Origin of the sequence: Phytoactinopolyspora limicola (assembly GCF_011320225.1) — a bacterium.
In the GTDB taxonomy this organism is placed as follows: domain Bacteria; phylum Actinomycetota; class Actinomycetes; order Jiangellales; family Jiangellaceae; genus Phytoactinopolyspora; species Phytoactinopolyspora limicola.
This window is the reverse complement of sequence record NZ_JAAOEN010000004.1, coordinates 257,624-279,889: the sequence shown is the minus strand read 5'-3', so window position 1 is coordinate 279,889 and position 22,266 is coordinate 257,624. Positions and strand designations below refer to the sequence as shown.

17 protein-coding genes are annotated in these 22,266 nt (G+C 67.2%); 14 read left to right on the top strand and 3 right to left on the bottom strand.

The genetic code is table 11. The features are described from left to right. Position 1 precedes the first annotated feature (1 nt). Entirely contained in the window at positions 2–499 is a 498-nt protein-coding gene (locus G8760_RS12785) for a nuclear transport factor 2 family protein (protein WP_166351563.1), read from the top strand. On the opposite strand, the gene G8760_RS12780 is transcribed toward G8760_RS12785, so the two are convergent. Beyond that, positions 463–5,271 (bottom strand): Lhr family helicase, encoded by a 4,809-nt coding sequence (locus tag G8760_RS12780; RefSeq protein WP_207782298.1) that lies wholly within the window; start codon positions 5,269–5,271, stop codon positions 463–465. The genes G8760_RS12785 and G8760_RS12780 overlap by 37 nt on opposite strands. 351 nt (positions 5,272–5,622) lie before the next feature. Here G8760_RS12780 and G8760_RS12775 point away from each other — a divergent pair, with 351 nt between their 5' ends. The 7 genes from G8760_RS12775 to G8760_RS12745 all read left to right on the top strand — a co-directional run bounded on the left by G8760_RS12775 (position 5,623) and on the right by G8760_RS12745 (position 12,169). Then, positions 5,623–6,327 (top strand): DUF5134 domain-containing protein, encoded by a 705-nt coding sequence (locus G8760_RS12775; RefSeq protein ID WP_166351559.1) that lies wholly within the window; start codon positions 5,623–5,625, stop codon positions 6,325–6,327. Between the two features lie 77 nt (positions 6,328–6,404). Further along, complete coding sequence (locus G8760_RS12770) at positions 6,405–6,599, top strand: DUF3046 domain-containing protein (RefSeq protein WP_166351557.1); 195 nt, start codon at positions 6,405–6,407, stop codon at positions 6,597–6,599. A 77-nt stretch (positions 6,600–6,676) separates the two neighbouring features. Beyond that, positions 6,677–7,621, top strand: a complete 945-nt coding sequence (locus tag G8760_RS12765; RefSeq protein ID WP_166352063.1) for an ATP-binding cassette domain-containing protein — start codon at positions 6,677–6,679, stop codon at positions 7,619–7,621. A 98-nt stretch (positions 7,622–7,719) separates the two neighbouring features. After that, positions 7,720–8,454: an ABC transporter permease gene (locus G8760_RS12760; protein ID WP_207782297.1), complete on the top strand. Its 735-nt coding sequence runs from the start codon at positions 7,720–7,722 to the stop codon at positions 8,452–8,454. Beyond that, positions 8,454–9,263, top strand: a complete 810-nt coding sequence (locus tag G8760_RS12755; RefSeq protein WP_166351553.1) for an ABC transporter permease — start codon at positions 8,454–8,456, stop codon at positions 9,261–9,263. Before G8760_RS12760 ends, G8760_RS12755 begins: the two co-directional genes overlap by 1 nt. 272 nt (positions 9,264–9,535) lie before the next feature. Next, the gene (locus G8760_RS12750) at positions 9,536–10,783 is read left to right on the top strand and encodes an Ig-like domain-containing protein (RefSeq protein WP_166351551.1); all 1,248 of its coding nucleotides are present in this window, start codon (positions 9,536–9,538) and stop codon (positions 10,781–10,783) included. Positions 10,784–10,795: 12 nt separating this feature from the next. Next, a complete protein-coding gene (locus G8760_RS12745; protein WP_166351549.1) occupies positions 10,796–12,169 on the top strand; it encodes an aminotransferase class I/II-fold pyridoxal phosphate-dependent enzyme in 1,374 nt (457 codons plus the stop codon). Between the two features lie 43 nt (positions 12,170–12,212). Here the strand turns inward: G8760_RS12745 and G8760_RS12740 are convergent, their stop codons facing one another. Both G8760_RS12740 and G8760_RS12735 read right to left on the bottom strand, forming a co-directional pair. After that, the gene (locus G8760_RS12740; protein WP_166351547.1) at positions 12,213–12,869 is read right to left on the bottom strand and encodes an FMN-binding negative transcriptional regulator; all 657 of its coding nucleotides are present in this window, start codon (positions 12,867–12,869) and stop codon (positions 12,213–12,215) included. 731 nt (positions 12,870–13,600) lie between these two features. Next, positions 13,601–14,779 (bottom strand): membrane dipeptidase, encoded by a 1,179-nt coding sequence (locus tag G8760_RS12735; RefSeq protein ID WP_166352061.1) that lies wholly within the window; start codon positions 14,777–14,779, stop codon positions 13,601–13,603. A 144-nt stretch (positions 14,780–14,923) separates the two neighbouring features. On the opposite strand from G8760_RS12735, the gene G8760_RS12730 reads away from it, so the two are divergent. From G8760_RS12730 to G8760_RS29845, 6 genes are all read left to right on the top strand, one after another. Then, positions 14,924–16,561, top strand: a complete 1,638-nt coding sequence (locus tag G8760_RS12730; protein ID WP_207782296.1) for an amidohydrolase — start codon at positions 14,924–14,926, stop codon at positions 16,559–16,561. A 190-nt stretch (positions 16,562–16,751) separates the two neighbouring features. Further along, positions 16,752–17,792: a recombinase RecA gene (gene recA, locus G8760_RS12725; protein ID WP_166351545.1), complete on the top strand. Its 1,041-nt coding sequence runs from the start codon at positions 16,752–16,754 to the stop codon at positions 17,790–17,792. Beyond that, positions 17,792–18,367, top strand: a complete 576-nt coding sequence (locus tag G8760_RS12720) for a regulatory protein RecX (protein ID WP_166351543.1) — start codon at positions 17,792–17,794, stop codon at positions 18,365–18,367. The genes recA and G8760_RS12720 overlap by 1 nt, the downstream gene beginning before the upstream one ends. 417 nt (positions 18,368–18,784) lie before the next feature. Next, positions 18,785–20,371: a ribonuclease Y gene (rny, locus tag G8760_RS12715; protein ID WP_207782295.1), complete on the top strand. Its 1,587-nt coding sequence runs from the start codon at positions 18,785–18,787 to the stop codon at positions 20,369–20,371. 331 nt (positions 20,372–20,702) lie between these two features. Beyond that, a complete protein-coding gene (locus tag G8760_RS12710) occupies positions 20,703–21,677 on the top strand; it encodes a TAXI family TRAP transporter solute-binding subunit (protein ID WP_207782294.1) in 975 nt (324 codons plus the stop codon). Between the two features lie 19 nt (positions 21,678–21,696). Next, on the top strand, positions 21,697–22,263 hold the full coding sequence (locus G8760_RS29845; protein ID WP_207782293.1) for a DUF1850 domain-containing protein: 567 nt from the start codon (positions 21,697–21,699) through the stop codon (positions 22,261–22,263). The last annotated feature ends 3 nt before the right edge of the window (positions 22,264–22,266 follow it).

The following is a 22,266-nucleotide window of genomic DNA, read 5'->3' as shown; positions in this document are numbered from 1 at the left end:
CATGACCACGAATGGCGAAACCGGCCCGGCTGGGGTAGTGACGACGCTGCTCCATGCGGTGGATGATCTCAACTGGGACGTTGTCCGAGCTTCGTTCGCAGAACAGGTCACCGTTGACTACACGGCCCTCTGGGGCGGTTCGGCCGAAACCATGGCAGCATCCGAGCTCGTTGAACGCTGGCAGGGGCTGCTGCCGGGTTTCTCCGCAACTCAGCACCTGACCGGGCCCGTCGTCCTGAGCCGGCACGGCGACAACGGTGTTGAGGCTGCCACCACCGTCCGTGCCCACCACGTCGTCGATACTGACGGCGACCGGGCGACGTGGATGGTTGCGGGCCGTTATCGGATGACCTTGGTCCCGGCCGCCGGCGAGGGGTGGCGGATCGACGGGATCACCCTTCGGGTCGCCTACGAGGAAGGGCAACGCGCCCTCGTGGATGTCGCCACCCGACGGGCCGCCGATCAGCTGCGCAACCGCAACCCTCGGGGGGTGGCGTAGAAACCGGCGGCGGTGAGCGCGGCGCCGAGCGAGGTGGCGGTGATCTGCTCACCATCGGCCCGTTCGACCCGCAGGCCACCGAGACCACCGCGGCGTACCGTGCCGGCCAGCGCGTGGGCGGCGCGGCGCAGCGGCTCCGGCTGGTCGGTCCAGGACAGCAGCGTTCGCCCGCCACGTTCGACGTACAGCGTCAGCTCACCATCGACCAGGACCACCAAGGCGCCGGCTTTGCGGCCGGGCCGGTGTCCGGTGGTGGCGCCGGTGGCACTGACCTCGCGGTCCGGCCAGCCGAGTGCGGCGCCGTAGGGGTTGGCGGGGTCGGTCGCGGCGAGCACCACGGTACCGGGGTCGCCGTCCCGGGCGGCGGGTGTCGGTGGTGGATCGGTGAAGGAGCGTAGCCGGTCGACGGCGCCCACCGTACCGAACTGGGCGGCACCGAGCCCGGCGACGAAGTATCCACGTCGGGTCCGGCCAGCATCCTCGAAAGCGGAGAGGACCTTGTAAGCGGCGGCGAACCCGCCCGGAAGCCGCTCAGCGGCGACCGCACCGCGGGTGACGACACCGTGCCGGTCAAGCAGGCTTTCGGCGGCGGCGTGGGCGCGCCGGGTCGGGTCGGTGTCCGGCTCGGGCAGCATGGACCACCTCCCGCCGGCGGTTGGTGGGCCCGAACGTGCCGGTAGTCCCGCGCGGCCGCGGCGGTACCGCGACCGGACCGGCGTGGCTTTGGCCCGGTGGCTGGACTGGACCGCGGACCTGGTGCCGGCCATGAGCGCCCGCAGCGGGCTGAGGGTGTCGTTGGTGATGAGCCCGGCCCACACGAGGTCCCAGATCGCGGCCGTGAGGTCGTGCTCGGTGAGTGCCGGCGGCGCGGTGACGGCGTCGGCCACGTCGGCCAGGGAAGCAGCGCTCTCCGTGGCGCCGTCAGGGCCGGGGGAGGCCGCTCGCACCGCATCGGCCAACTGCCGGAAGAACAACGCACCTCCGGGCCCCAGGACGTCGAGGATGGCCTGGTGTAGTGGCTGCGCTGGAGATGCGTGAGGGGCGGCCAGTGTGAGTTCGACGGTGTCGGCCAGGTGGAGCGAGACCCAGCCGTCTCCGCCCGGAATGACACCGCGGCCGGCCCAGACGACCTCACCCGCGGCCGTGAGCTCGTCCAGCCAGGCGGGGTTGTACTCCGGCATCCGGGCGGTGAGCACCAGCCGCTCCAGCGCACTGGCGGGTACCGGCACCCCGTCGAGCTGTTCGACCACCCGTAACACCCCGTCGGGCCCGTGCAACGAGCCGTTGACCGACTGCCAAGCCGGCAGGAAGCGGCCTAGGGTGGCCGGTTCGACCGGCTCGGCCTCCTTGCGCAGCGCTGCCAGCGAGCGCCGGCGCAGCAAGCGGAGGACCTCGGCGTCACACCAGTCAGTGCCGGTTTCACCCGGCCGAAGCTGCCCCTCGACGATCCGCCCAGCCGCCACGAGAGGGCGCAACGCCCCCATCACCACGGCGCGGCCCAGGCCGAACCGGGCGGCGATGTGGTCGGGCCGGAACGGTGTGTGGGTGCGGGCATACCGGGACACGAGATCGCCGAGTGGGTCAGGCACCGGTTCGGCGAAGTCTGGATGGACATCGGCTGGCAGGGCGACCCCGAGCGCATCGCGGAGCCGGGCGGCGTCCTCGACCCCGGCCCAGCGAGCCTCGCCGGCGATGTCGACGGACAGAATGCGTCGCTGTGCGGCCAACGCGTCCAGCCAGCCTGGCGCGTCGTCGGGATCCACGCAGCGGTGGGCGACCTCAGCCGTGGACAACGGCCCGAGTAGGCGGAGGAGATCGGCCACCGCCTCCGCGTCGCGGGCTTTACGTTCATCCACCAGCTTCTGTAGCTCGGCCTCGGTGCGGTCGAGGACCTCGGAGTCGAGCAACTCGCGCAGTTCGGTGTGGCCGAGCAGCTCGGACAGCAGCGCGGAGTCGAGGGTGAGAGCCTGCGCCCGGCGCTCGGCCAGTGGGGTGTCGGACTCGTAGAGGAACGCCTCGACGTAGCCGAACAGCAGCGATCGCGCGAAGGGTGAAGGTTGCGGGGTCTCGACCTCGACGACCCGGATATGCCCGGCGGCGATGTCGTGCATCAGCCGGTGTAGGCCCGGGAGATCGTAGACGTCCTGGAGGCACTCCCGCATGGTCTCCAGGAGGATGGGGAACGAGCCGTAGTTGGCCGCCACGCTGAGCAACTGCGCCGAACGCTGCCGTTGCTGCCATAGCGGTGAGCGACGGCCCGGCTGCCGGCGAGGTAGCAGCAACGCCCGCGCGGCACACTCGCGGAACCGGGCGGCGAACAGCGCCGACGAACCGACCTCGGCGGTGACGACGTGCTCTACTTCGTCGGGGTCGAGGACCACCAGCTCCGCGTCGGAGCGGCGGGGTGTGGTGCCGTCCCCGACGGCGTCCCAGGTATCGGGGATACGCAACACCACGCCGTCGTCGGCGTACACGGCCTGAACATCCACGCCGTAGCGTTCCCGGAGCCGGGCGCCCAGCGCGAGCGCCCAGGGCGCATGGACCTGCGCACCGTAGGGGGAGTGGACGACGAGCCGCCAGTCGCCCAACTCGTCGCGGAACCGCTCGACCACGATGGTGTGGTCGTCCGGCACCTGGCCGGTGGCGGCGCGCTGCTCGGACAGGTAGGACAGGAGGTTGTCGGTGGCCCAGACGTCGAGGCCGGCACGCTCGGCGCGGGCTCGGGCATCCGGGGTGGTCGAACCGCTCACTTCACGGACGAATGCCCCTACGGCGGCGCCCAGCTCCGGCGGCCGGCCCAGGGTGTCGCCCTTCCAGAACGGCAGCCGGCCGGCCAGCCCGGGAGCAGGCGACACCAGCACACGATCGTGGGTGATCTCTTCGATACGCCAGCTGGTGGCACCCAACGAGAAGACGTCGCCGACCCGCGACTCGTACACCATCTCCTCGTCGAGCTCGCCCACCCTCGCCTGACCGCGGCGGGCGTCAGCGCCGGCCAGGAACACGCCGTACAGCCCGCGGTCGGGGATGGTCCCGCCGCTGGTGACCGCCAACCGCTGGCTGCCCGGCCGAGTGCGCAGCAGGCCTGTGTCTCGATCCCACACCAGCCGCGGGCGCAGCTCGGCGAACTCGTCGGACGGGTACCGCCCGGCCAGCATGTCCAGCACCGCCTGGAACGATGACTCGGGCAGCTCTTGGAACGGATAGGCCCGACGCACAAGCTCGAGCAGCTCGTCGACCGGCCATTCGTCCATCGCGACGATGGCCACCACCTGCTGCGCGAGCACGTCGAGCGGGTTGCGCGGCACCACCATCTCTTCGATGAGGCCCGCCTGCATCCGCTCACACACAACGGCGGTCTGGACGAGGTCGCCGCGGAACTTGGGAAACAGCACGCCGCGGGAGACCGCCCCGACCTGATGGCCGGCCCGGCCTACCCGCTGCAGCCCGCTGGCCACCGACGGCGGCGACTCGACCTGGACGACGAGATCGATGGCGCCCATATCGATGCCGAGTTCGAGACTGCTGGTGGCCACGACGGCGGGGAGCCGCCCGGACTTGAGGTCATCTTCGATCAGCGCCCGCTGCTCCTTGCTGACCGAACCATGGTGGGCCCGGGCGAGTACCGGCGCGGCACCGTGTGCCGTACCCGACTGGGCTGGGATGGCGGCCGGCGGGCTGGTGGTGCGGGGCGTCTCCTCGGAAATCTCGTTGAGCCGGCTGGTGAGCCGTTCGGCCAGCCGGCGGGAGTTGGCGAACACGAGGGTGGAGTGGTGCTCGTCGATCAGTTCACTGACCCGGCGCTCGACGTGTGGCCAGATCGAGCCGTCGCCGACGGACTCGGCGGCCTCGTCCGGCCCGGCGCGTTGGTCCGTCGTGGGAGCCGAGCCGGTGTCGGAAGCCGAGGACGCCGGCTCGCTGCCGGCCAGGTGCGCCCTGAACGACGTGGTAGGCGCGGCGTTGGTGGGGGCTGGGCTAGTAGGGGCCGGGCTGGTGGGTGGAGGTTTGCTGGGGGCCGGATTGGTGGCGTCGAGCTCGGCGAGCCTGGGGACGGGGACAACGACGCGCAGGTCCCAGCGCTTCTGGCTCGCCGGGGCCACGACGTCGACCGGCTGGTGGCCACCGAGGAAACGTGCTACCTCATCGATCGGGCGGACGGTCGCGGACAGTCCGATACGTTGTGCGGGAGCATCGAGCAGGGCGTCCAGCCGTTCGAGGGAGAGCACGAGGTGAGAACCTCGTTTGGTGTCGGCCACCGCGTGGACCTCGTCGACGATGACGGTGCGAACACCGCGTAGCGCGTCGCGTGCCTGGGAGGTAAGCAGCAGGAACAACGACTCGGGTGTGGTGATCAGGATGTCGGCGGGCCGCCGGGCGAACCGGCGACGCTCGTCGGCCGGCGTATCCCCGGTACGCACCGCGGTGCTCACGGAGGGGACGTCGAGGCCAAGCTGGGCGGCGGCGCGGCGGATGCCGTCGAGCGGAGCCTGGAGGTTGCGGTCGACGTCGACGGTTAGTGCTTTGAGGGGCGAGACGTAGAGCACCCGGCAGCGATGTAGTGGTTCGGCCGGGGCCGGCTCCGTGGCCAGTCGGTCTAGCGCCCAGAGAAAGGCGGCGAGGGTTTTTCCGGACCCGGTGGGCGCGACGACGAGGGAGTGTTTGCCCGCGGCGATGGAGCGCCACGCGTGTTCTTGCGCACGGGTGGGCGTACCAAACGTGCCGGCGAACCACGAACGGGTAGCCGGACCGAACATCTCCAGGACGTCGCCCATGCCACTATCCTGCCGTGCCAGACCGACAGGGTTCGGGGGTCCACGCCGACCGGGCATGATGCCACCGAGGTGGCGCGGGTTCTATGCCGCATGACCAGCATGATCGGCCGCCGTCACATCGAACGCTTCGTGGTGAACGACACTAGTGTCGCTTCCTAATCGTGATTATGGTGATCGGCATCGGATCGGTCATTGGCGGGAAGGGTAGGGCCATGGAATCCACCGGGTATCTCCAGCACGTCATCCAGATGAGTGTTGACCAGTTGCGAGATCTCGTCGCCAGCGAGATGGACGGCGCTATCGTCGAGCCGGTTCCGGCCTGATCGCGCAGGGCTCGCAAAGGTGCCAGCGGTGGAGGTCGGGCGGTGGATCCTCATCGTCTTGCTGACACTCGCCGGCGTTTACGCACTCGTCCAGGCTGGTCGCTCGTGTAGGAGACGGTGCGGCGGCAGGCAGCTGGGTGGCGCCCTGGTATGCCACGCCACACATGTCACGATGGCCTTCGGCATGGCGGTGATGCTCTCGTCCCACGCGCACCGCGTCCCGGTTGCCGTCGGAGTTCTGACGTTCGGCGTACTCGGGGTGTTGATCTTCGCGTCGATGGTGCGGGGTGGGATCACGGTTCGGCTGCCGCGGCCGGCGGAAGGAGAGCCGCTCGGCCCGCTCGCGGTGCATCTCCTGGTCGGATGCGCCGCGATGGCTTACATGTACATGACGGGCCACGGCGTGCTGGGCGCCCACCACGCGTCCGGTGCCGGTGGTCACCATGCTGACCATGCTGTCCACGTCATGTTCCCGCCGGAGTCCGCGGCGTGGTTCCTGGCGTACTACTTCGCGGCGGCTGCGCTCGTCGCGGGCATCCGGCTGTGCACCGGCGACGCCGTGGATCCTGTCCGGGCTGCGGCGGCTACCAGCGCCGCACCGACCAGCACGGTGACCACGGCTACCGTCGTCACCCAGGCGCGTATCCGTCGTCCGTCATCGGTGACGTGGGCACGTGCCAGCGATGTGGTGATGAGCGTCAGCATGACGGCCATGCTGGTCAGCTCGTTGTGACCGAAACGCCCGCGCCGGCCACGGCGGCGATGTGAGGCCGGTGCCGGGCGCGGCGCGGCATGACACATACTGATCGGGTGCGGTTGACGGACTTCTGGCAGCGGATGGAGCAGCACCTCGGGCCGGCCTATGCCGATTCATGGGCCCGGGACTACGTGCTGGACGCGCTGGGTGGGCGTACCGTGCACCAAGCGTTGAATGCGGGCGAGGACGCCAAGGTGGTCTGGCGTGCCGTGTGTGATGCACTCCGACTTCCGCCCTCCGAACGCTGAGCCCGCGGAGAACAACGATGCCGCGGAAACTCGGATGAGTCTGTCAGCGCCGGCAGGTAACGTCATCGATCGTGACACTGAGGGCATTCGAGGCAACAGACGCGCCGTTGATCAGCGCGCGCGGACTCACCAAGCGGTTCGGTGACTTCGTCGCGGTTGATGGCATCGACCTCGATGTACACCGGGGCGAAGCGTTCGGGTTCCTCGGTCCCAACGGTGCGGGCAAGTCCTCCACCATGCGCATGATCGGCTGCGTCTCTCCGCCCAGCGACGGCTCGTTGCGCATCCTTGGCCTTGATCCCGGTGCCGACGGATCCCGCATCCGCAGCCGGCTCGGCGTCGTGCCACAACGAGACACGTTGGACGAGGAACTGACCGTACGCGAGAACATCCTGGTCTACGGCCGCTACTTCGGACTGTCTAAAGCCGTCGTACGTGAACGTGCGGCTGAGCTGCTTGAGTTCGCCCAGTTGGCGGACCGGGCGGACAGTGTGGTCGAGCCATTGTCCGGTGGCATGAAGCGCCGCCTGACCATCGCTCGGTCGTTGGTGAACGAGCCGGAGCTTCTGCTGCTGGACGAGCCCACCACCGGCCTGGACCCCCAGGCTCGGCACGTGCTGTGGGACCGGCTGTTCCGGTTGAAACGGTCCGGTGTCACGCTGGTGCTCACCACGCACTACATGGACGAGGCCGAGCAGTTGTGCGACCGGCTGGTGGTGATGGACGGCGGCGCTATCGTCGCTGAGGGGTCGCCGCGGCAGCTCATCGCCGAACATTCCACCCGCGAGGTCCTCGAGCTGCGGTTCGCCGTCGACGACCACGCCCCCTACCAGGCCAAGGTGGCCGATCTCGCCCGGCGTATCGAGGTCCTGCCGGACCGGCTCCTGTTGTACGTCGACGACGGAGACGCCGCCGCGGCGGCCGTCCACGACCGCGGGCTGACGCCACTATCGGTGCTGGTGCGCCGATCCACTCTGGAGGACGTCTTCCTTCACCTCACCGGCCGCACCTTGATCGATTGATGCCGGCCGTGAACACTGCGCACACACCTATCGCGTCCCCGAGGCCCGTCACACGTCGGCCGGGCAGGATGTGGGACCGCGCCCTGGCCTATTGGATGATGAGCTACCGGCGGGTCTGGCGGGGCTCCATCATCAGTGGGTTCCTGAGCCCGTTGCTGTTTCTGGTAGCCATTGGCATCGGCCTGGGGTCGCTGGTCGACGACGGCCCGGCCGGAGGGATCGAAGGCATCAGCTATCTGATGTTCTTGGCACCCGGCATTCTCGCGGCGCAGGCCATGCAGACGGCCATCTCCGAGTCCACGTTCCCAGTACTGGGTGCCATGAAGTGGCAGCGGCAGTACCACGCCATGACGGCCGCGCCGCTGGGCATCGCGGACATCGTCCTCGGCCACCTGGCCTTCATCGCGTTCCGGTTGACCATCACCAGTACCACGTTCGTGGTGATCGCCACCGCCTTTGGGGCTATCGAGTCCTGGTGGGTGGTGCTGGCGGTGCCAGTGGCCATCTTGACCGGGCTGGCGTTCGCCGCGCCGGTGTTCGCCTACGCCGCCCGGCAGGAAGGACCGTCCGGGTTCAGCATGTTGTTCCGGTTCGTCATGCTGCCACTGTTCCTCTTCTCCGGAACGTTCTTCCCGGTTGACCAACTACCGGTGGTGCTTGAGGTGATCGCCAAGTTCACGCCGTTGTGGCATTCGGTTGAACTGTGCCGTGGCCTGGCTCTGGAGACCCTGTCGCTGCTACCCGCGCTCGGCCATCTGGCCTACCTCCTGGCCTGGTTGGCGCTAGGGATAACTCTGGCTATGCGGGGCTTCCGCGCGAAGCTGGTGGTCTGATGGGCACGGCGCAACGAGTGTCGCGGATGATGCCGTTCCCGGCCGGCGCGGGTATGGCGCGGGCCCTGGTCGAGCGCAACGTCCGGGCGTACAAACACGCGTGGACCACCCTCGTCAGTGGATTCTTCGAGCCGGTCTTCTACCTGTTCTCGCTGGGTGTGGGCATGGGTGCGCTGATCGGCGACATCGACGCCGGCAACGGGCGGATGGTCGCCTACGCGTCGTTCGTCGCACCCGCCCTGATGGCGGCGGCGGCCATGAACGGTGCCGTCATGGACTCCACGTTCAACCTGTTCTTCAAGCTGAAGTACGCGAAGCTCTACGATTCCGTGCTGGCCACACCCCTGGGTCCACGAGACGTCGCCGTGGGCGAGATCAGTTGGGCACTGATCCGTGGCGGGCTGTACTCGACGGTGTTCTTGCTGGTGGCGGCAGTAGCCGGGGTGGTGGAGTCGTGGTGGGCGGTGTTGGCGTTGCCGGCTGCGGTGTTGATCGGCTTCGCGTTCGCCGCCGTCGGCATGGCGGCCACCACCTTCATGCGTTCCTGGCAAGACTTCGAGTACATCAACCTCACGATCCTGCCGATGTTCTTGTTCTCCGCTACCTTCTTCCCGCTGTCGGCCTATCCTGCTGCCTTGCAGTGGGTGGTGCAGGCCACGCCGCTGTATCACGGAGCGGCGATGATCCGAGCTCTGATGCTGGGCGACGTCGGCGCGTCCTTGCTGGTGCATGTGATCTATCTGCTGGTGATGGGCATGATCGGAGCGGTCTTCGCCGCACGCCGGATCGAGCGGCTGCTGCTCACCTGAGCGGGCCGTCCCCGGGCGCGTCAGCGCTGCCATGCACGGTCTCGCCGGTTGTCGGCGACAACCCAGCAGGCGCGATCTGAATATCGGGGCAGCAGTGAGCACGTCAGGTCTGTTCGGATGCAACCTCAAGGACGCCTCGGGCGTCAGTTGACCATCACGTCCTCCGTGCGACCGCGGATATGGTCAACCACCCGTGGGTCGGTGGGGGTATCCGGCGACGGCGAAAATCCTGCGCCGCGCGGCTGGACCGGCTATGACGCTGGGAGGCGACGATGCACGTACGCACTGCGACCCAACCGCCACGTTCGGCTCGCCCCGGAGGGTTCGTCGCCGTGGCGGCGGCGATCTGTCTCGGCTTACCGCTCACCGGAGGGCCCGCGGCAGCAGCCGACGAAGGGGATCCGGCCGGCGGGGTGGCCGACGCCCAGGAACCAGCCCTCGACGTCACCGACTCACCTGAGGAGGTTGACGATGCCGAACCGGACATGCCGGACCCTACGGAGGATCCGGTTGTGGATCCTCTCGAGGTTGCTGGATCGCCCGAGATAGCCGTGACCACCGAGCCGTCGTCGTTCCATTTCTATGGCACGGTGGGTGATGGACGCACTTACATCCACAGCTCGTACGAGGGTGGGGAGCACGTCACGATCCATAATCTCGGCGGGTCGACACTCGAATGGAGCATCCTCGCGAGCAGCACTGGTTGCGCCGGTCCGACGGCCGTGGCATGGCTTGGCACTAGTCCGAGCTCGGGAGAGGTCGGCGCCGGCCAAACGTCAGGGGAGATCTTCTTGGACTGGCATGGCACGGCCGACGTAGAACTCGAGCTCGGTACACATGAGGTAAGCCTCTGCGTCAGCAGCAACGATGCGGCCACGCCGATGGTTGTTGTGCCGCTGACCGTGGTGGTGGTGGACACCCACGAACTTCCGGTCGACGAGGTGGAGATCGAAACTCCGGAACCGAAGCCGGAACCCTACCCGGTACCGGTGGGGGAGACCGTCGCGCTACGGGCAACCGCGATCCTTATCAATGGGGCCGAGATCAACGTCACCGATCAGGCCCAGTGGTCCTCGGACGACAACACAGTGGCTACCGTCACCGCCGGTGACGTAGCGGGCGTGGCTGCCGGGGTGAGCACCATCACCGCTGAATACGGTGGTAGAGAGGGCCGCATCAGCGTGCAGGTCGACGCCGGCAACGGCGGCACCGACGGTGGGACTGACGATGGTGGGACTGACGATGGGACGGATGACGGTGGGACGGATGACGGCGGAACGGACGCCGGCGGAACGGACGACGGCGGAACGGACGACGGCGGAACGGACGACGGCGGAACGGACGACGGCGGAACGGACGACGGCGGGACAGATGACGGCGGGGCCGGTGGCGGAAAACTGCCGGACACCGGAGCCGCCGCGGCGACGTTGGCGCTGATGGGTGCCGTCGCCGTCGGTGTCGGAGGTCTCGTGACCGCCTTGCGGGTGCGCCGTTCGGCCGCCGCGACCCGTCCGTACTAGTACAGTTGCGGGATGGGTGCCGACACGCTGATCGCGGGGAAGACCTCACGCGACATCGCCGCCAGCGTCGAGACGGCGGTGGCCGTGGGAGATCTCGTGCCGCTCCAGCCGTTGCCATCCGTGCGTGAGCTAGCCGCCCGGCTGGGTGTCAGCCCGTCTACTGTGGCCGCTGCCTATCGCGATCTGCGGATGCGGGGCGTCGTGCTGAGTGAGGCCGGTCGGGCCACCAGGGTCGGCGGCCGGCCTCCCGTTGCTCCGTCGTCGACTGCTCGGCCCGTCGAGGGCGAGTCGGCCGCGGTCCGCGCCCCGGCACCGTCGTCATCGAATCTGCGTGATGTCAGCGATGGAAACCCGGATCCCGAGCTGCTCCCGGATCTGTCCGCGGTTCTGGCAACGGTTGAATCGCCCCGTTACCTTTACGGCGCGCCGACGATCGTCCCGGAACTGGCCGAGATGGCTCAAGAGTTGTTTGCCGACGTCGCCGATCAGCTCGGACACCACACCGGTCCACCAACTGTGGTGGGGGGCGCCTTGGATGGGGCGGAGCGGGTGCTCGGCGCGTGGGCCCGGCCAGGTGATCGGGTCGTCATCGAGGATCCTGGGCACACCGGGGTACTGGATCTCGTTCGGGCGATGGGGCTGGAGCCGGTTGGGGTGGCCGTTGACGCTGCCGGTGTTGTCCCCGACGATCTCGAACGTGCACTTGGGCGTCAGCCCGTGGCCTTCGTCGTCACTCCGCGGGCACACAACCCAACTGGTGCGGCAATCGACGACGAGCGGGCGGTAGCGCTGCGCGCGGTACTGGCCCGGCATCCAGACATGACGGTGGTGGAGAACGATCATGCGTCGCTGATCGCCGGGGCACCGTACGTTTCGTTATCCGTAGGTCGGCAGCGGTGGGCGGTGCTCCGCTCGGCCAGCAAGTTCCTAGGACCGGACCTGCGGCTGGCGTTTGTCGCCGCGGACCCACGCACGTTGAGCCGGGTCAGTGGACGCCAGCTCTTGGGCACCGGGTGGGTCAGTCACCTGTTGCAGCATCTCGTCGTCGCCCTCTGGGCTGTTCCAGAGGTGCGGGACACGGTCCGCCACGCCGAACGGGTCTACCACGAACGACGGCAGACATTGCTGGACCAGCTGTCCGAGCGGGGCATCATGGCGCGGGGGCGGTCCGGGCTGAACGTGACCATCCCGGTGGAGCACGAGGCACCGGTCATCCAACAGATGCAAACCCGAGGTTGGGGCTTACGCGCCGGTGAGGTGCACCGGATGCGCAGCGCACCGTTCGTGCGGGTGACCACCGCCACGCTTCGGCCGGACGAGAGCACCCGGCTGGCCGCCGATCTGGCGGCGGTCCTGGAGCATCGCTCGGCCAGCCATCTGACGTAGCTCCCCAGTTCCCCGAAGCGATCACGGGGCGCCGGTTTGGCCACTATTGATGTACCCGGCCGGTGGTCGTCATCAGCCCGGCCAGTTCTTTGTCCTGTCCGCGGGGGCTGGCCGCGAACGCCTCGATCACCCGCTGCCGGACGTCGTCGGGCTTCTCCTGGCTCAGCTTGAAGGTGCTGGTGACCGACTCGACCGTGATCTCGAACGCCGCGATGCCGGGCAAGATACGCCGAACGTAGTCCATAGAGTCGGTCGGATCCCACGCCGCTGGGGTGAGCGCTTCGGTGACCTCGATCGTCGCCATGATAACCGCGAGCGCTTCGTCCGCGTCGTCGATGAGCCGGACCGGCCCGCTCACGTGCACGGCAGCGTAGTTCCAGGTTGGTGCCGCCGGCGTGACGCCATAGACGGTGGGCGAGACGTATCCGTGTGGCCCGGAGAACACGGCTAGCACCGACGGGCCACTCTCGAACGTTCGCCACTGTGGGTTGACCCTGGCCATATGGCCAATGACGGTGGTTCCGGGGAGGGGCTCGCCGTCGGGTGGTGGGCCGTTGGACGTTGGCGCGCGCAGCATCGGTGCATGGGTCGCCACCGGCACAGATCCGTCGGCGCTCACAATCAAGCCGAACGGGTTCTGCCGGATCAGCCGGGACTCATCGGTTGCGCCAGGGGCTCGGTACTGGCGTGGCGTATACATACGGAGAACTGTACTAGTACATTTTAAGTACCGTACCACCACACTCCTTGCTGCACCTGATCTCCGTTTTGACGCCTGATCGTTCTTGTGGCGACGATCAGATGCGCGGTGGCGGCGACGGCCAGTGTCGACGTGCGGTAGCGGCGTCTGATCGTCGCCACGATGTGGATGCGACGCGGGACAGCTAGCGATCAGATGCGTGAACCGTCGCCTGGCGTCCGGTAGCGCATCTGATCGCGTCGCGATGGCGCTTGCCGGACGTGCTGGGCTCGCGGGTGCCCGTTGTGAACGACGGCAGGGCCGCCGGGCGAGGCATGGTGCGCTGACCGCTTGTTGGCGTGGGTGAAATGTCGCAGTTGTGGAGGCGGTCAACGCACCACCCCGGGTCCTGACGCCCCGGACTACCCCGGTGAACCCTGGACAACCCCCTGGGGAAGTCGGCGGCACCGGCACCCCGCACGCCACCACCGCATCCGCCCCGCCGGCGACCGCCGCATCCGCCTCGCAGGCCCCCGCCGCATCCGCATAGCACGGTGCCGCCTCGAAAGGATCAGATGCGCTACCGGCCGCCATACGACGGTTCACGCATCTGATCGCCAGCCGTCTCACATCGTGGCGACGATCAGACGCCACCACCGCGCGTCGACACTGGCCGTCGCCACCACCGCGCACCTGATCGTCGCCACAAGAACGATCAGGCGTCAAAACGGAGATCAGGTGCGGAAGCGGGGTTAGGTGCCGAACCCGGGGTCGGCGACGGCTTCGGCGTCGGAGAGAACTCGCAGGATGTTGCCGCTCGTCAGGTCGGCTAGGTCGGCTTCGGACCAGTGGCGGGACCGGAGCTCTGCCAGCAACGCCGGATAGGTGGACACGTCCTCGAGGCCGACGGGAAGGTCGGCTGTGCCGTCGTAGTCGCCACCAAGACCGATATGCCGTGCCCCGGCTACCTCGCGGGCGTGGTCGATGTGGTCGGCAACCTGGGCCAGTGTCGCCTGTGGCGCCGGGTTGGCCTCTTGCCACCGGGCGAACTCCGCCGCGGCAGCGTCGCGGGTCGACGTCGTGGGATGGGCCGGTTCGGTGGGTTCGTCGGCCGCAGCGGCCAACGCGGTGACCGGGGGCAGTCCTAGTCTGATCCGCTCGGCGTCGGCAGCGGCGCCGTGGTCGGCGCACTCCTGGGAGACGAACGACGGCACGAACGTGATCATGACGACGCCGCCGTTGTTGGGAAGCTGGGTGAGGATATCGTCGGGAACGTTACGTGGATGGCCACATATGGCGCGGCAGGACGAGTGCGAGAAGATGACCGGCGCACTGCTCACCGCGAGGGCGTCGCGCATGGTGGTGACGGCGACATGTGAAAGGTCGACGAGCATTCCGATCCGGTTCATCTCTCGGACGACGTCTCGGCCGAACTCGTTCAGTCCGCCGTGCAGTTCGACGTCGGTGGCGGAGTCGGCCCAGGTGTTGTTCTGGTTGTGGGTCAGGGTCAGGTACGCCACGCCGAGTTTGCGCAACATCCGCAGCGCGCCGAGCGAGTGGTCGATCGAATGGCCGCCCTCGGCGCCGAGGAGCGCGGCGATCCGGCCGTCGGCCATGGCCGTGCGGACGTCCGCGGCCGTGCGGGCGAAGGCGAAGGTGTCGGGGTACCGGTTGATGATCTGGTACACCCCATCGATCTGCTCCAGAGTGGCGGTGACGGCTTCGGAGCCGGGCAACGTGCCAGGCACGAAGACCGAGAAGAATTGTGCTCCAACGCCGCCGGAGCGGAGTTTGCCGATGTCGGTGTGCAGGCTGGGCTGGTGGCGGGCGAGATCTAAGGTGTCGAGGTCGTATGACGCCTGGACGCGCAGCTCCCAGGCGATGTCGTTGTGTCCGTCGACGACGAGGTGCGCTGGTGGTGTGCGATCCATGGTGTCGTTCACCTTTACTCCTGCCGTTTGGTGCGTCTTCGGTGGATTCCATCCTTGACACTAGATGCTCGTTGTCGGCGGCCCTGCGGATGCCTCCAGATATCTGTACTAGTGCGGATATCTGGAGCTGTACTGGAATGAATCATGATCATTACGGAAAAGGGGAAGACGTTGCAGCTGGATCTTCTGATCACCGGGTGCCGGGCCCGGACCATGGACCCACAGCGTCCAGAAGTGTCGGCTATCGGCATCTGGGGTGGTCGAATCGTCGGCCTGGACGACGACGTCACGGGGTTGCCGGCCGCCAGAACGGTCGACCTCGATGGTTCGACGGTGCTTCCCGGGTTCATCGATGCCCATACCCACCTGACCTGGACCGGTGTGGCCGGATCGCTGATCAACTTGTCCGACTGCCGGACGCGGGACGCGGTGTTGGAGGCGGTCGCCAGGGCGGTCGCCGAGACTCCGGAAGGTCGTTGGGTAGATCTGGCCGGCTATGACCAGAGGCCACTGGGTGCACATCTCACCTGGCAAGACCTCGAGAGGGTGGCGGCTGGCCGCAAGGTCTTCATCACCCACGTGTCCGGACACGCGTGTTTGGTCTCGCGGCCGGTCCTGGAAGCGATCGACGCCGACGAGTTCTCCGCCTACGGCGACGGTGTGGTGCGCGACGACGCCGGCCATCCGACGGGTGTGTTGGTCGAGGAGGCGATGGCGCTGGCTCGATCGCGGCGGCTGCCATACCGGATCGAAGAAGTGGTCGACGCTATCGCGGCGGCGGCCCGTCAGTGCGCCGCCGAAGGTGTGACGACGTGCGCCGACGCAGGCATCGCCACCGGTCTGGCCGGGTTCTCGCCGGTGGAACTCGCGGCTTACCAGAGCGCACTAGAGCAGGGGCGGCTGCCGGTCCGGGTGCAGGCGATGATCCCGGCGGCCATGCTCCGTCCATCCGGAGCCGACCCGACCGACGGTATCCCGCGCTCTATCGACCTGGGCCTGCGTACTGGACTAGGTGATGACCGGCTGTCGGTTGGGGCGCTGAAGATGTGGCTCGACGGGGGGATGAGTGCTCGTACCGCGGCGCTGACCGAGCCGTACGCCGACGGTGGCCTCGGGCAACTCACCTACGACGATGCCGAGGTCACCGCGCTGGTGGTCGACGCACACCGGGCGGGATGGCAATTGGCGATCCACGCCATCGGCGACCGCGCCGTCGACCAGGCGCTGGACGCGGTGAGCGCGGCACAAGAGGCGGTCGCACGGCCGGATGCCGGGCATCGTGTGGAGCACAGCGGCCTGGTCCGGCCGGATCAACTGGCCAGGTTCGCCGAGCTCGGTCTCGTCGCGGTGGTTCAGCCAACGTTCCTGGAGGTGTTCGGCGACGACTATGCCCGCATCATGGGGGAGGAGCGAACCACCTGGATGTACCGAGGGCGCTCGTTCCTCGAACGTGGCATCCCGCTGGCTGGCAGCTCGGACCGGCCAGTGGTCGACGGTGCGCCATTGCGGGGTATGCAGCTGATGACGCAGCGGACCAGTTCGGGTGGCGTGTCGATTGGCCCGGACGAGGTGCTCACTGTCGACGAGGCGCTGGCCGCCTACACCACCGGCGCGGCCAAGGCGTGCCGGATGGATGATCGAGTGGGCCGGCTGGCCGTAGGGTCACATGCGGACATGGTGGTGCTGGGTGCGGACCCCTACGTGGTCGCCCCCTCGGCGTTGGCGGACATACCGGTGATGGCCACGGTGATGGGCGGGGACGTGGTTCACGGCACTCTCTGACCGGGTCTGGGCTGCGGCGTGTCGCTAGCGTTCGAACAGAGGTTCGGTATAACGTGCTCGTGTTGAGGCGGACGTTATCCACAAGGCGGCGATTCGATCTCGACCTTGTCGGTGCCGGGGCGTAACGTCTCGATCGATGGCCAAACGAACTCAGGGCCGCGGCGCGGCCCGTCAATCCCAGGTGGTATCCATGGCAGCTCCCGCAGATCGCGAGAAGGCCCTTGACACTGCGCTCGCTCAGATCGAGCGTGCGTTCGGTAAGGGGTCGGTGATGCGCTTGGGCGAGGAGGCCCGTGCGCCGGTCGAGATCATCCCGACAGGGGCGATCTCCTTGGATGTGGCGCTCGGCATCGGCGGACTGCCGCGTGGCCGGGTGGTCGAGATGTATGGTCCGGAGAGCAGCGGGAAGACGACGGTTGCGCTACATGCGGTGGCCAACGCGCAGCGTGCGGGGGGTGTGGCCGGCTTTATCGATGCCGAGCACGCACTGGATCCGGAGTATGCCAAGGCTCTCGGCGTGGACACCGACGCGCTGTTGGTCTCCCAGCCGGACACGGGGGAGCAGGCGCTGGAGATCGCCGATACCTTGATCCGGTCCGGCGCTCTGGACGTCATCGTCATCGACTCGGTCGCCGCGCTGGTGCCCCGCGCTGAGATCGAGGGCGAGATGGGCGACAGTCACGTCGGATTGCAAGCACGGTTGATGAGCCAGGCGTTGCGTAAGATCGCCGGTGCGTTGAGCCAGTCGAAGACGACGGCGATCTTCATCAACCAGCTCCGGGAGAAAGTTGGTGTCTTCTTCGGTTCACCTGAAACCACGTCGGGTGGTAAGGCGCTGAAGTTCTATGCCTCGGTCCGGCTCGACATCCGCCGCATCGAGACGCTCAAGGACGGCACGGACGCGGTTGGTAACCGAACCCGGGTCAAGGTTGTGAAGAACAAGGTTGCCCCTCCGTTCAAGCAGGCGGAGTTCGACATTATTTATGGCGAGGGGATCAGCCGGGAAGGTGGCCTGATCGATCTCGGTGTCGAACAGAGCATCGTCCGTAAGTCGGGCGCCTGGTACACCTACGAAGGTGATCAGCTGGGCCAGGGCAAGGAGAACGCCCGGAACTTCCTGAAGGAAAATCCAGACCTGGCCGATGAGATCGAGAAGAAGATCAAAGAGAAGCTGGGCGTTGGGCCCAAGATCGACGTGGGGGCGGTTGAGGAGGCGCCGGTCGACTTCTGATGGCCGGTCGACGTCAGCGTAAGGAGGCTCCGGATCGTTCGAAGCGCGGTCCGGAGGCTGCACACTCGGATGATCCGGAGAGTGTTGCCCGCTCGGTAGCGCTCCAGCGGCTGAGCGCCGCCCCGCAGACACGGGCCCAGCTTGACCGAGCTATGGCGGGCAAGGGGGTCCCGGAAGATGTGCGGGCCCGGGTTCTTGATCGGTTCAGCGACGTCAACCTGATCGACGACGCTGCATTCGCTGCGGCATGGGTTGAGTCTCGGCACGCCGGGCGTGGACTCGCTCGGCGTGCTCTTGGGCACGAGCTTCGTCAGCGTGGGGTGGAGGCGCACGTAGCGGCCGAAGCGCTCGCGGCGCTGCCGGCCGAGCGTGAGGAGGAGATGGCGCGAGAGCTTGTCGTCAAACGCCTCGGCGGCACCCGTGGGCTCGATCCGGCAGTCCGCAGCCGCCGCCTGATCGGCATGCTGGGCCGCAAGGGATATCCGGCCGGACTGGCTTACCGTGTGGTTCGCGAGATGCTCGAGGCCGAAGGTGCCGACACAGCCGTGCTCCCGGATGAGTTTCCAGAAGAATGATCTTGCAATATCACTTTCGGCCTAGATAGCGGCGGCACTTATCGCCTTAAACGGGAAACACGTATCCACAAAGGGGGCGTACGTGTTGCCTTCCGGCCACGGTAAGGCCACCCTGCCTTGACCTGATGTTCGCCCTTACGTAGCCTCAATACAAAAGGTGGAAAGTACTCCGCACCGCGGATCGACATAGCAACACGACATCGGGGCACCAGCACCGGAGCATCGCCGGAGGGCGGCGAGCCGGAGACTCATCGACGGCGCGTCAGTCCGCGCATCGGCGAGTGACACCGCAGTGGCTGAGCGGTTCGATATGGTGGGGCAGGGCTGCGTAGTCCGCATGCCGGACTATCATCGCGGTTGCGGAACGGTTTCCGCCGAGGTGACGCCCGCATGGGCGCTGACGTGAGGGAGCCGACGATGGAGACTGGCACTGCGATCCTCGTGGCCGGCCTCGTCGTCGCCGTCGTTGTGGTTCTCGTCGTCGCCGTTGTGCTGGTCCGCCGGGCCAACGCCCGTACTGATCGGGCCGTCAGTGAGCAGGAAGCGGCCACGTCGGCGTATCAGCAGGCTGCGCAGGATGAAGCGACTCAGATCACCGCGGCGGCGGAGAGTGAGGCGACTGAGATTCTGACGCTGGCCCGCGCCGAGGCTGAGCAGTTCGAGCAACACGCGGAAGAGACCAATGCGCAATTGCTCGAAAAGCGCCTTGATCTCGAACAGCGCGAAGCGCGCCTGGGGCAGCGCGAGGCACGGTTGCATATCGAGAATCGGGCGCTCGAAGGCCGCGAATACGAATTGTCCCGACAAGAAGCGGCGGTTGCGGCGAAAATCGTCGAGCTCGAAGAGCTCGAAGAGGCACGGAAGGCCGAGCTGGCACGTGTCGCAGGGCTGACGGCTGATGAGGCTAAGGGCGAGCTCATCGAGGTGATCGAGGGCCAGGCCAAACGAGAGGCGGCCATCAAGGCGCGCGAGATCGAACGAGAAGCCACCGACGAGGCCAAGGGGCGGGCGCGCGAGATCATCACGTTGGCGATTCAACGGCTCGCATCCGAGCAGACGGCCGAGGCCGTGGTCTCGGTCCTGAACCTCCCTGGTGACGAGATGAAGGGTCGCATCATCGGCCGGGAAGGCCGCAACATCCGGGCGTTCGAGCAGATCACCGGCGTCAATGTGATCATTGACGACACGCCCGAGGCGGTCCTGCTGTCGTGTTTCGATCCGGTGCGACGGGAGATCGCCCGATTGACACTGGAGCAGTTGGTCCTCGACGGCCGGATCCATCCGCACCGAATCGAGGAGCAATACCACCGCAGCAAGGCCGAGGTCGAGAGCCTCTGTGTGCGCGCCGGTGAGGACGCGCTCGTGGAGGTCGGTGTCACCGACGTCCATCCAGACCTGGTTGTTTTGCTGGGCCGTCTGCGGTATCGCACGTCGTACGGTCAGAACGTGCTCCAACACGTGTTGGAGTCGGCGCACCTGGCCGGAATCATGGCTGCTGAACTCGGACTCGACGTCGAACTTGCCAAACGGTGCGCGCTGTTGCACGACATCGGCAAGGCTCTGACCCACGAGGTCGAGGGCAGCCATGCCCTGATCGGCGGGGAGATCGCCCGGCGGTACGGCGAGAGTGAAGACGTGGTCCACGCCATTGAGGCACACCACAACGAGGTTGAGGTGCGCACCGTCGAAGCGGTGCTCACTCAGGCCGCCGACGCCATCTCGGGCAGCCGTCCAGGGGCTCGGCGCGAGTCGCTCGAAGCGTACGTGAAGCGCCTCGAGCGATTGGAGGAGATCGCCTTGGCGCAGGACGGCGTGGAGAAGGTATTCGCCATGCAGGCCGGGCGTGAGGTCCGCGTCATGGTGCTGCCGGACGTCGTCGACGACCTCCAGGCGCAGGTACTCGCCCGAGACATCGCCAAGCAGGTTGAGGAAGAACTCACCTACCCCGGTCAGATCCGCATCACGGTGGTGCGCGAGTCGCGGGCCACTGAGTTCGCCCGCTGATCAAGCCCTTGGCGTGCCGGTGACGGACGCCAGTCGTCACACCGAGGCCGACCGTCGTGATCAGCATGTTCGCGGGCGACCGAGGCCGGTCACGAACACACTACGAATCCGACTCGGTTCCGCGTCCCTGATCACCGCAATGATCGATTCCCTTGCCCGCACGTTATCGGTGGTCATACCGTCAACTGAACGTCACGAACGCCGCTGTCGCGACGCGGCGCCAGATCAGTGGGTATCCCCGCGTGGCTGCGGCGCGGCGGAAGCGTCGGCACGTCTGTTCGGAGCCTTCGTGGCGACCACGTGATGAGTTATGGACCCACCGAGGAGGACGATGACAATGAGGGCGGACCGCAGGATGGCGCGTCGCCTAGCCGCGCTGGTGGCAGCTCCGGCGCTGCTGCTGGCTGCATGCGGGGGCGATGACGACAGCGCCAGTGGCCTATTGACCATGGCTACCGGATCCACTGGTGGAACGTACTTCCCACTCGGTGGCGCCATGGCGCAGGTGTGGTCGAACGAGATCGACGGTCTCCGGGTCAGTACCCAGGCGTCCGGCGCGTCGACGGACAACATCGAGCTCTTGTCGGCCGGAGAGGTCGACCTGATCCTGTCGATCAACGGCTCCGCCGGCCGTGCCGTAGCAGGCACCGGCGAGTTCGATGGGCAAGATCATGACGTCATGTTCTTGGGCAATATCTACCGCGAGGTCAACCAGATCGTCGCCCGTGCCGATGCGAACATCGAGACGGTAGAAGACCTGGACGGCCGGCGCGTGGCGATCGGACCGCCCGGCAGCGGTACGGCGATCTTCGCCGAAGCGCTGCTCGATCGGGCGGGCATCGACGTCGATGTCTTCCAGGACACCTTCGGGGAGGCGGCGGACCGACTGCGTGACGGCTCCATCGACGCGTCGTTCGGCATTCTGGCGTTCCCGGCCGGAAGCCTGGAGGAGGTCGCCAACTCGGTGGATCTGACGCTTGTTTCGCTCGAGGGTGACCTGTTGCAGCAGACCCTGGCCGACGACGGAACGCTGGCGGAATTCGAAGCGCCGGCCGGCACCTACACCGGAATCGACGAACCGGCCACGCTCGTATCGAACTGGGCAGCGCTCTACGCGACGTCCGATCTCGACGAGGACACCGCCTACGATATCGTCCGCGTGCTGTACGAGCAGAATGAGATCATCGCCGAAGCCCACGCGGTCGGCGGTGAAATCCAGATCGATACCGCCACTGACGCCATCGGCGACATCCCGGTCCACCCGGGTGCCGAGCGGTACTACGAGGAAGTCGGAGCGCTGGAGTAGCGCACCGAGCAACCAGCGCGTGAGACACGGTGACGTGGTGCGGTCGGCCGGTCCGGCCGCACCACGGTCACGTGTCCTATCGTCGTGGTTGCCGTCGGCGCTGGTTGCGCTGGTGGTGGTGATGGCCCTGACGGGTGCCGTGGTGGGGTCGTCGCTTCGGCCGGCGGACCGGGTCTGGTTCGAGGTTTATGACCACGGCGAGTCGTCCGTTGTGTACGAGCGGCCGGTTGAACTCGGAGAGGTCTTCCGGCTGGAACACACCCATTCGGTGACCAGGCGGCCGGTGGTCGAGGTTTTCGCGGTGGACGCCGAGCCACAGATCGTCTTGGAGGAACTCCGGTTCGACGAATTCGGACCGAATCTACCGGCCGGGCCGGAATCGTATGGAGACCGGAGGACTACTTTCCTCCATGAGGACGGCGCGTATCGTGTCCTGCATCACAGTTATCCGATCGGCACCGTGGCGATCCGAGTCGGGAGCGAGGCCGTCGATCACATGCTGATCTTCTCCGATGATGAACGGGTCAGGCTGCTTGATCTGGTCCGTCGGGGCGAACACGTCGAGTTCGCCGTTCAGGAACGTTAGTCG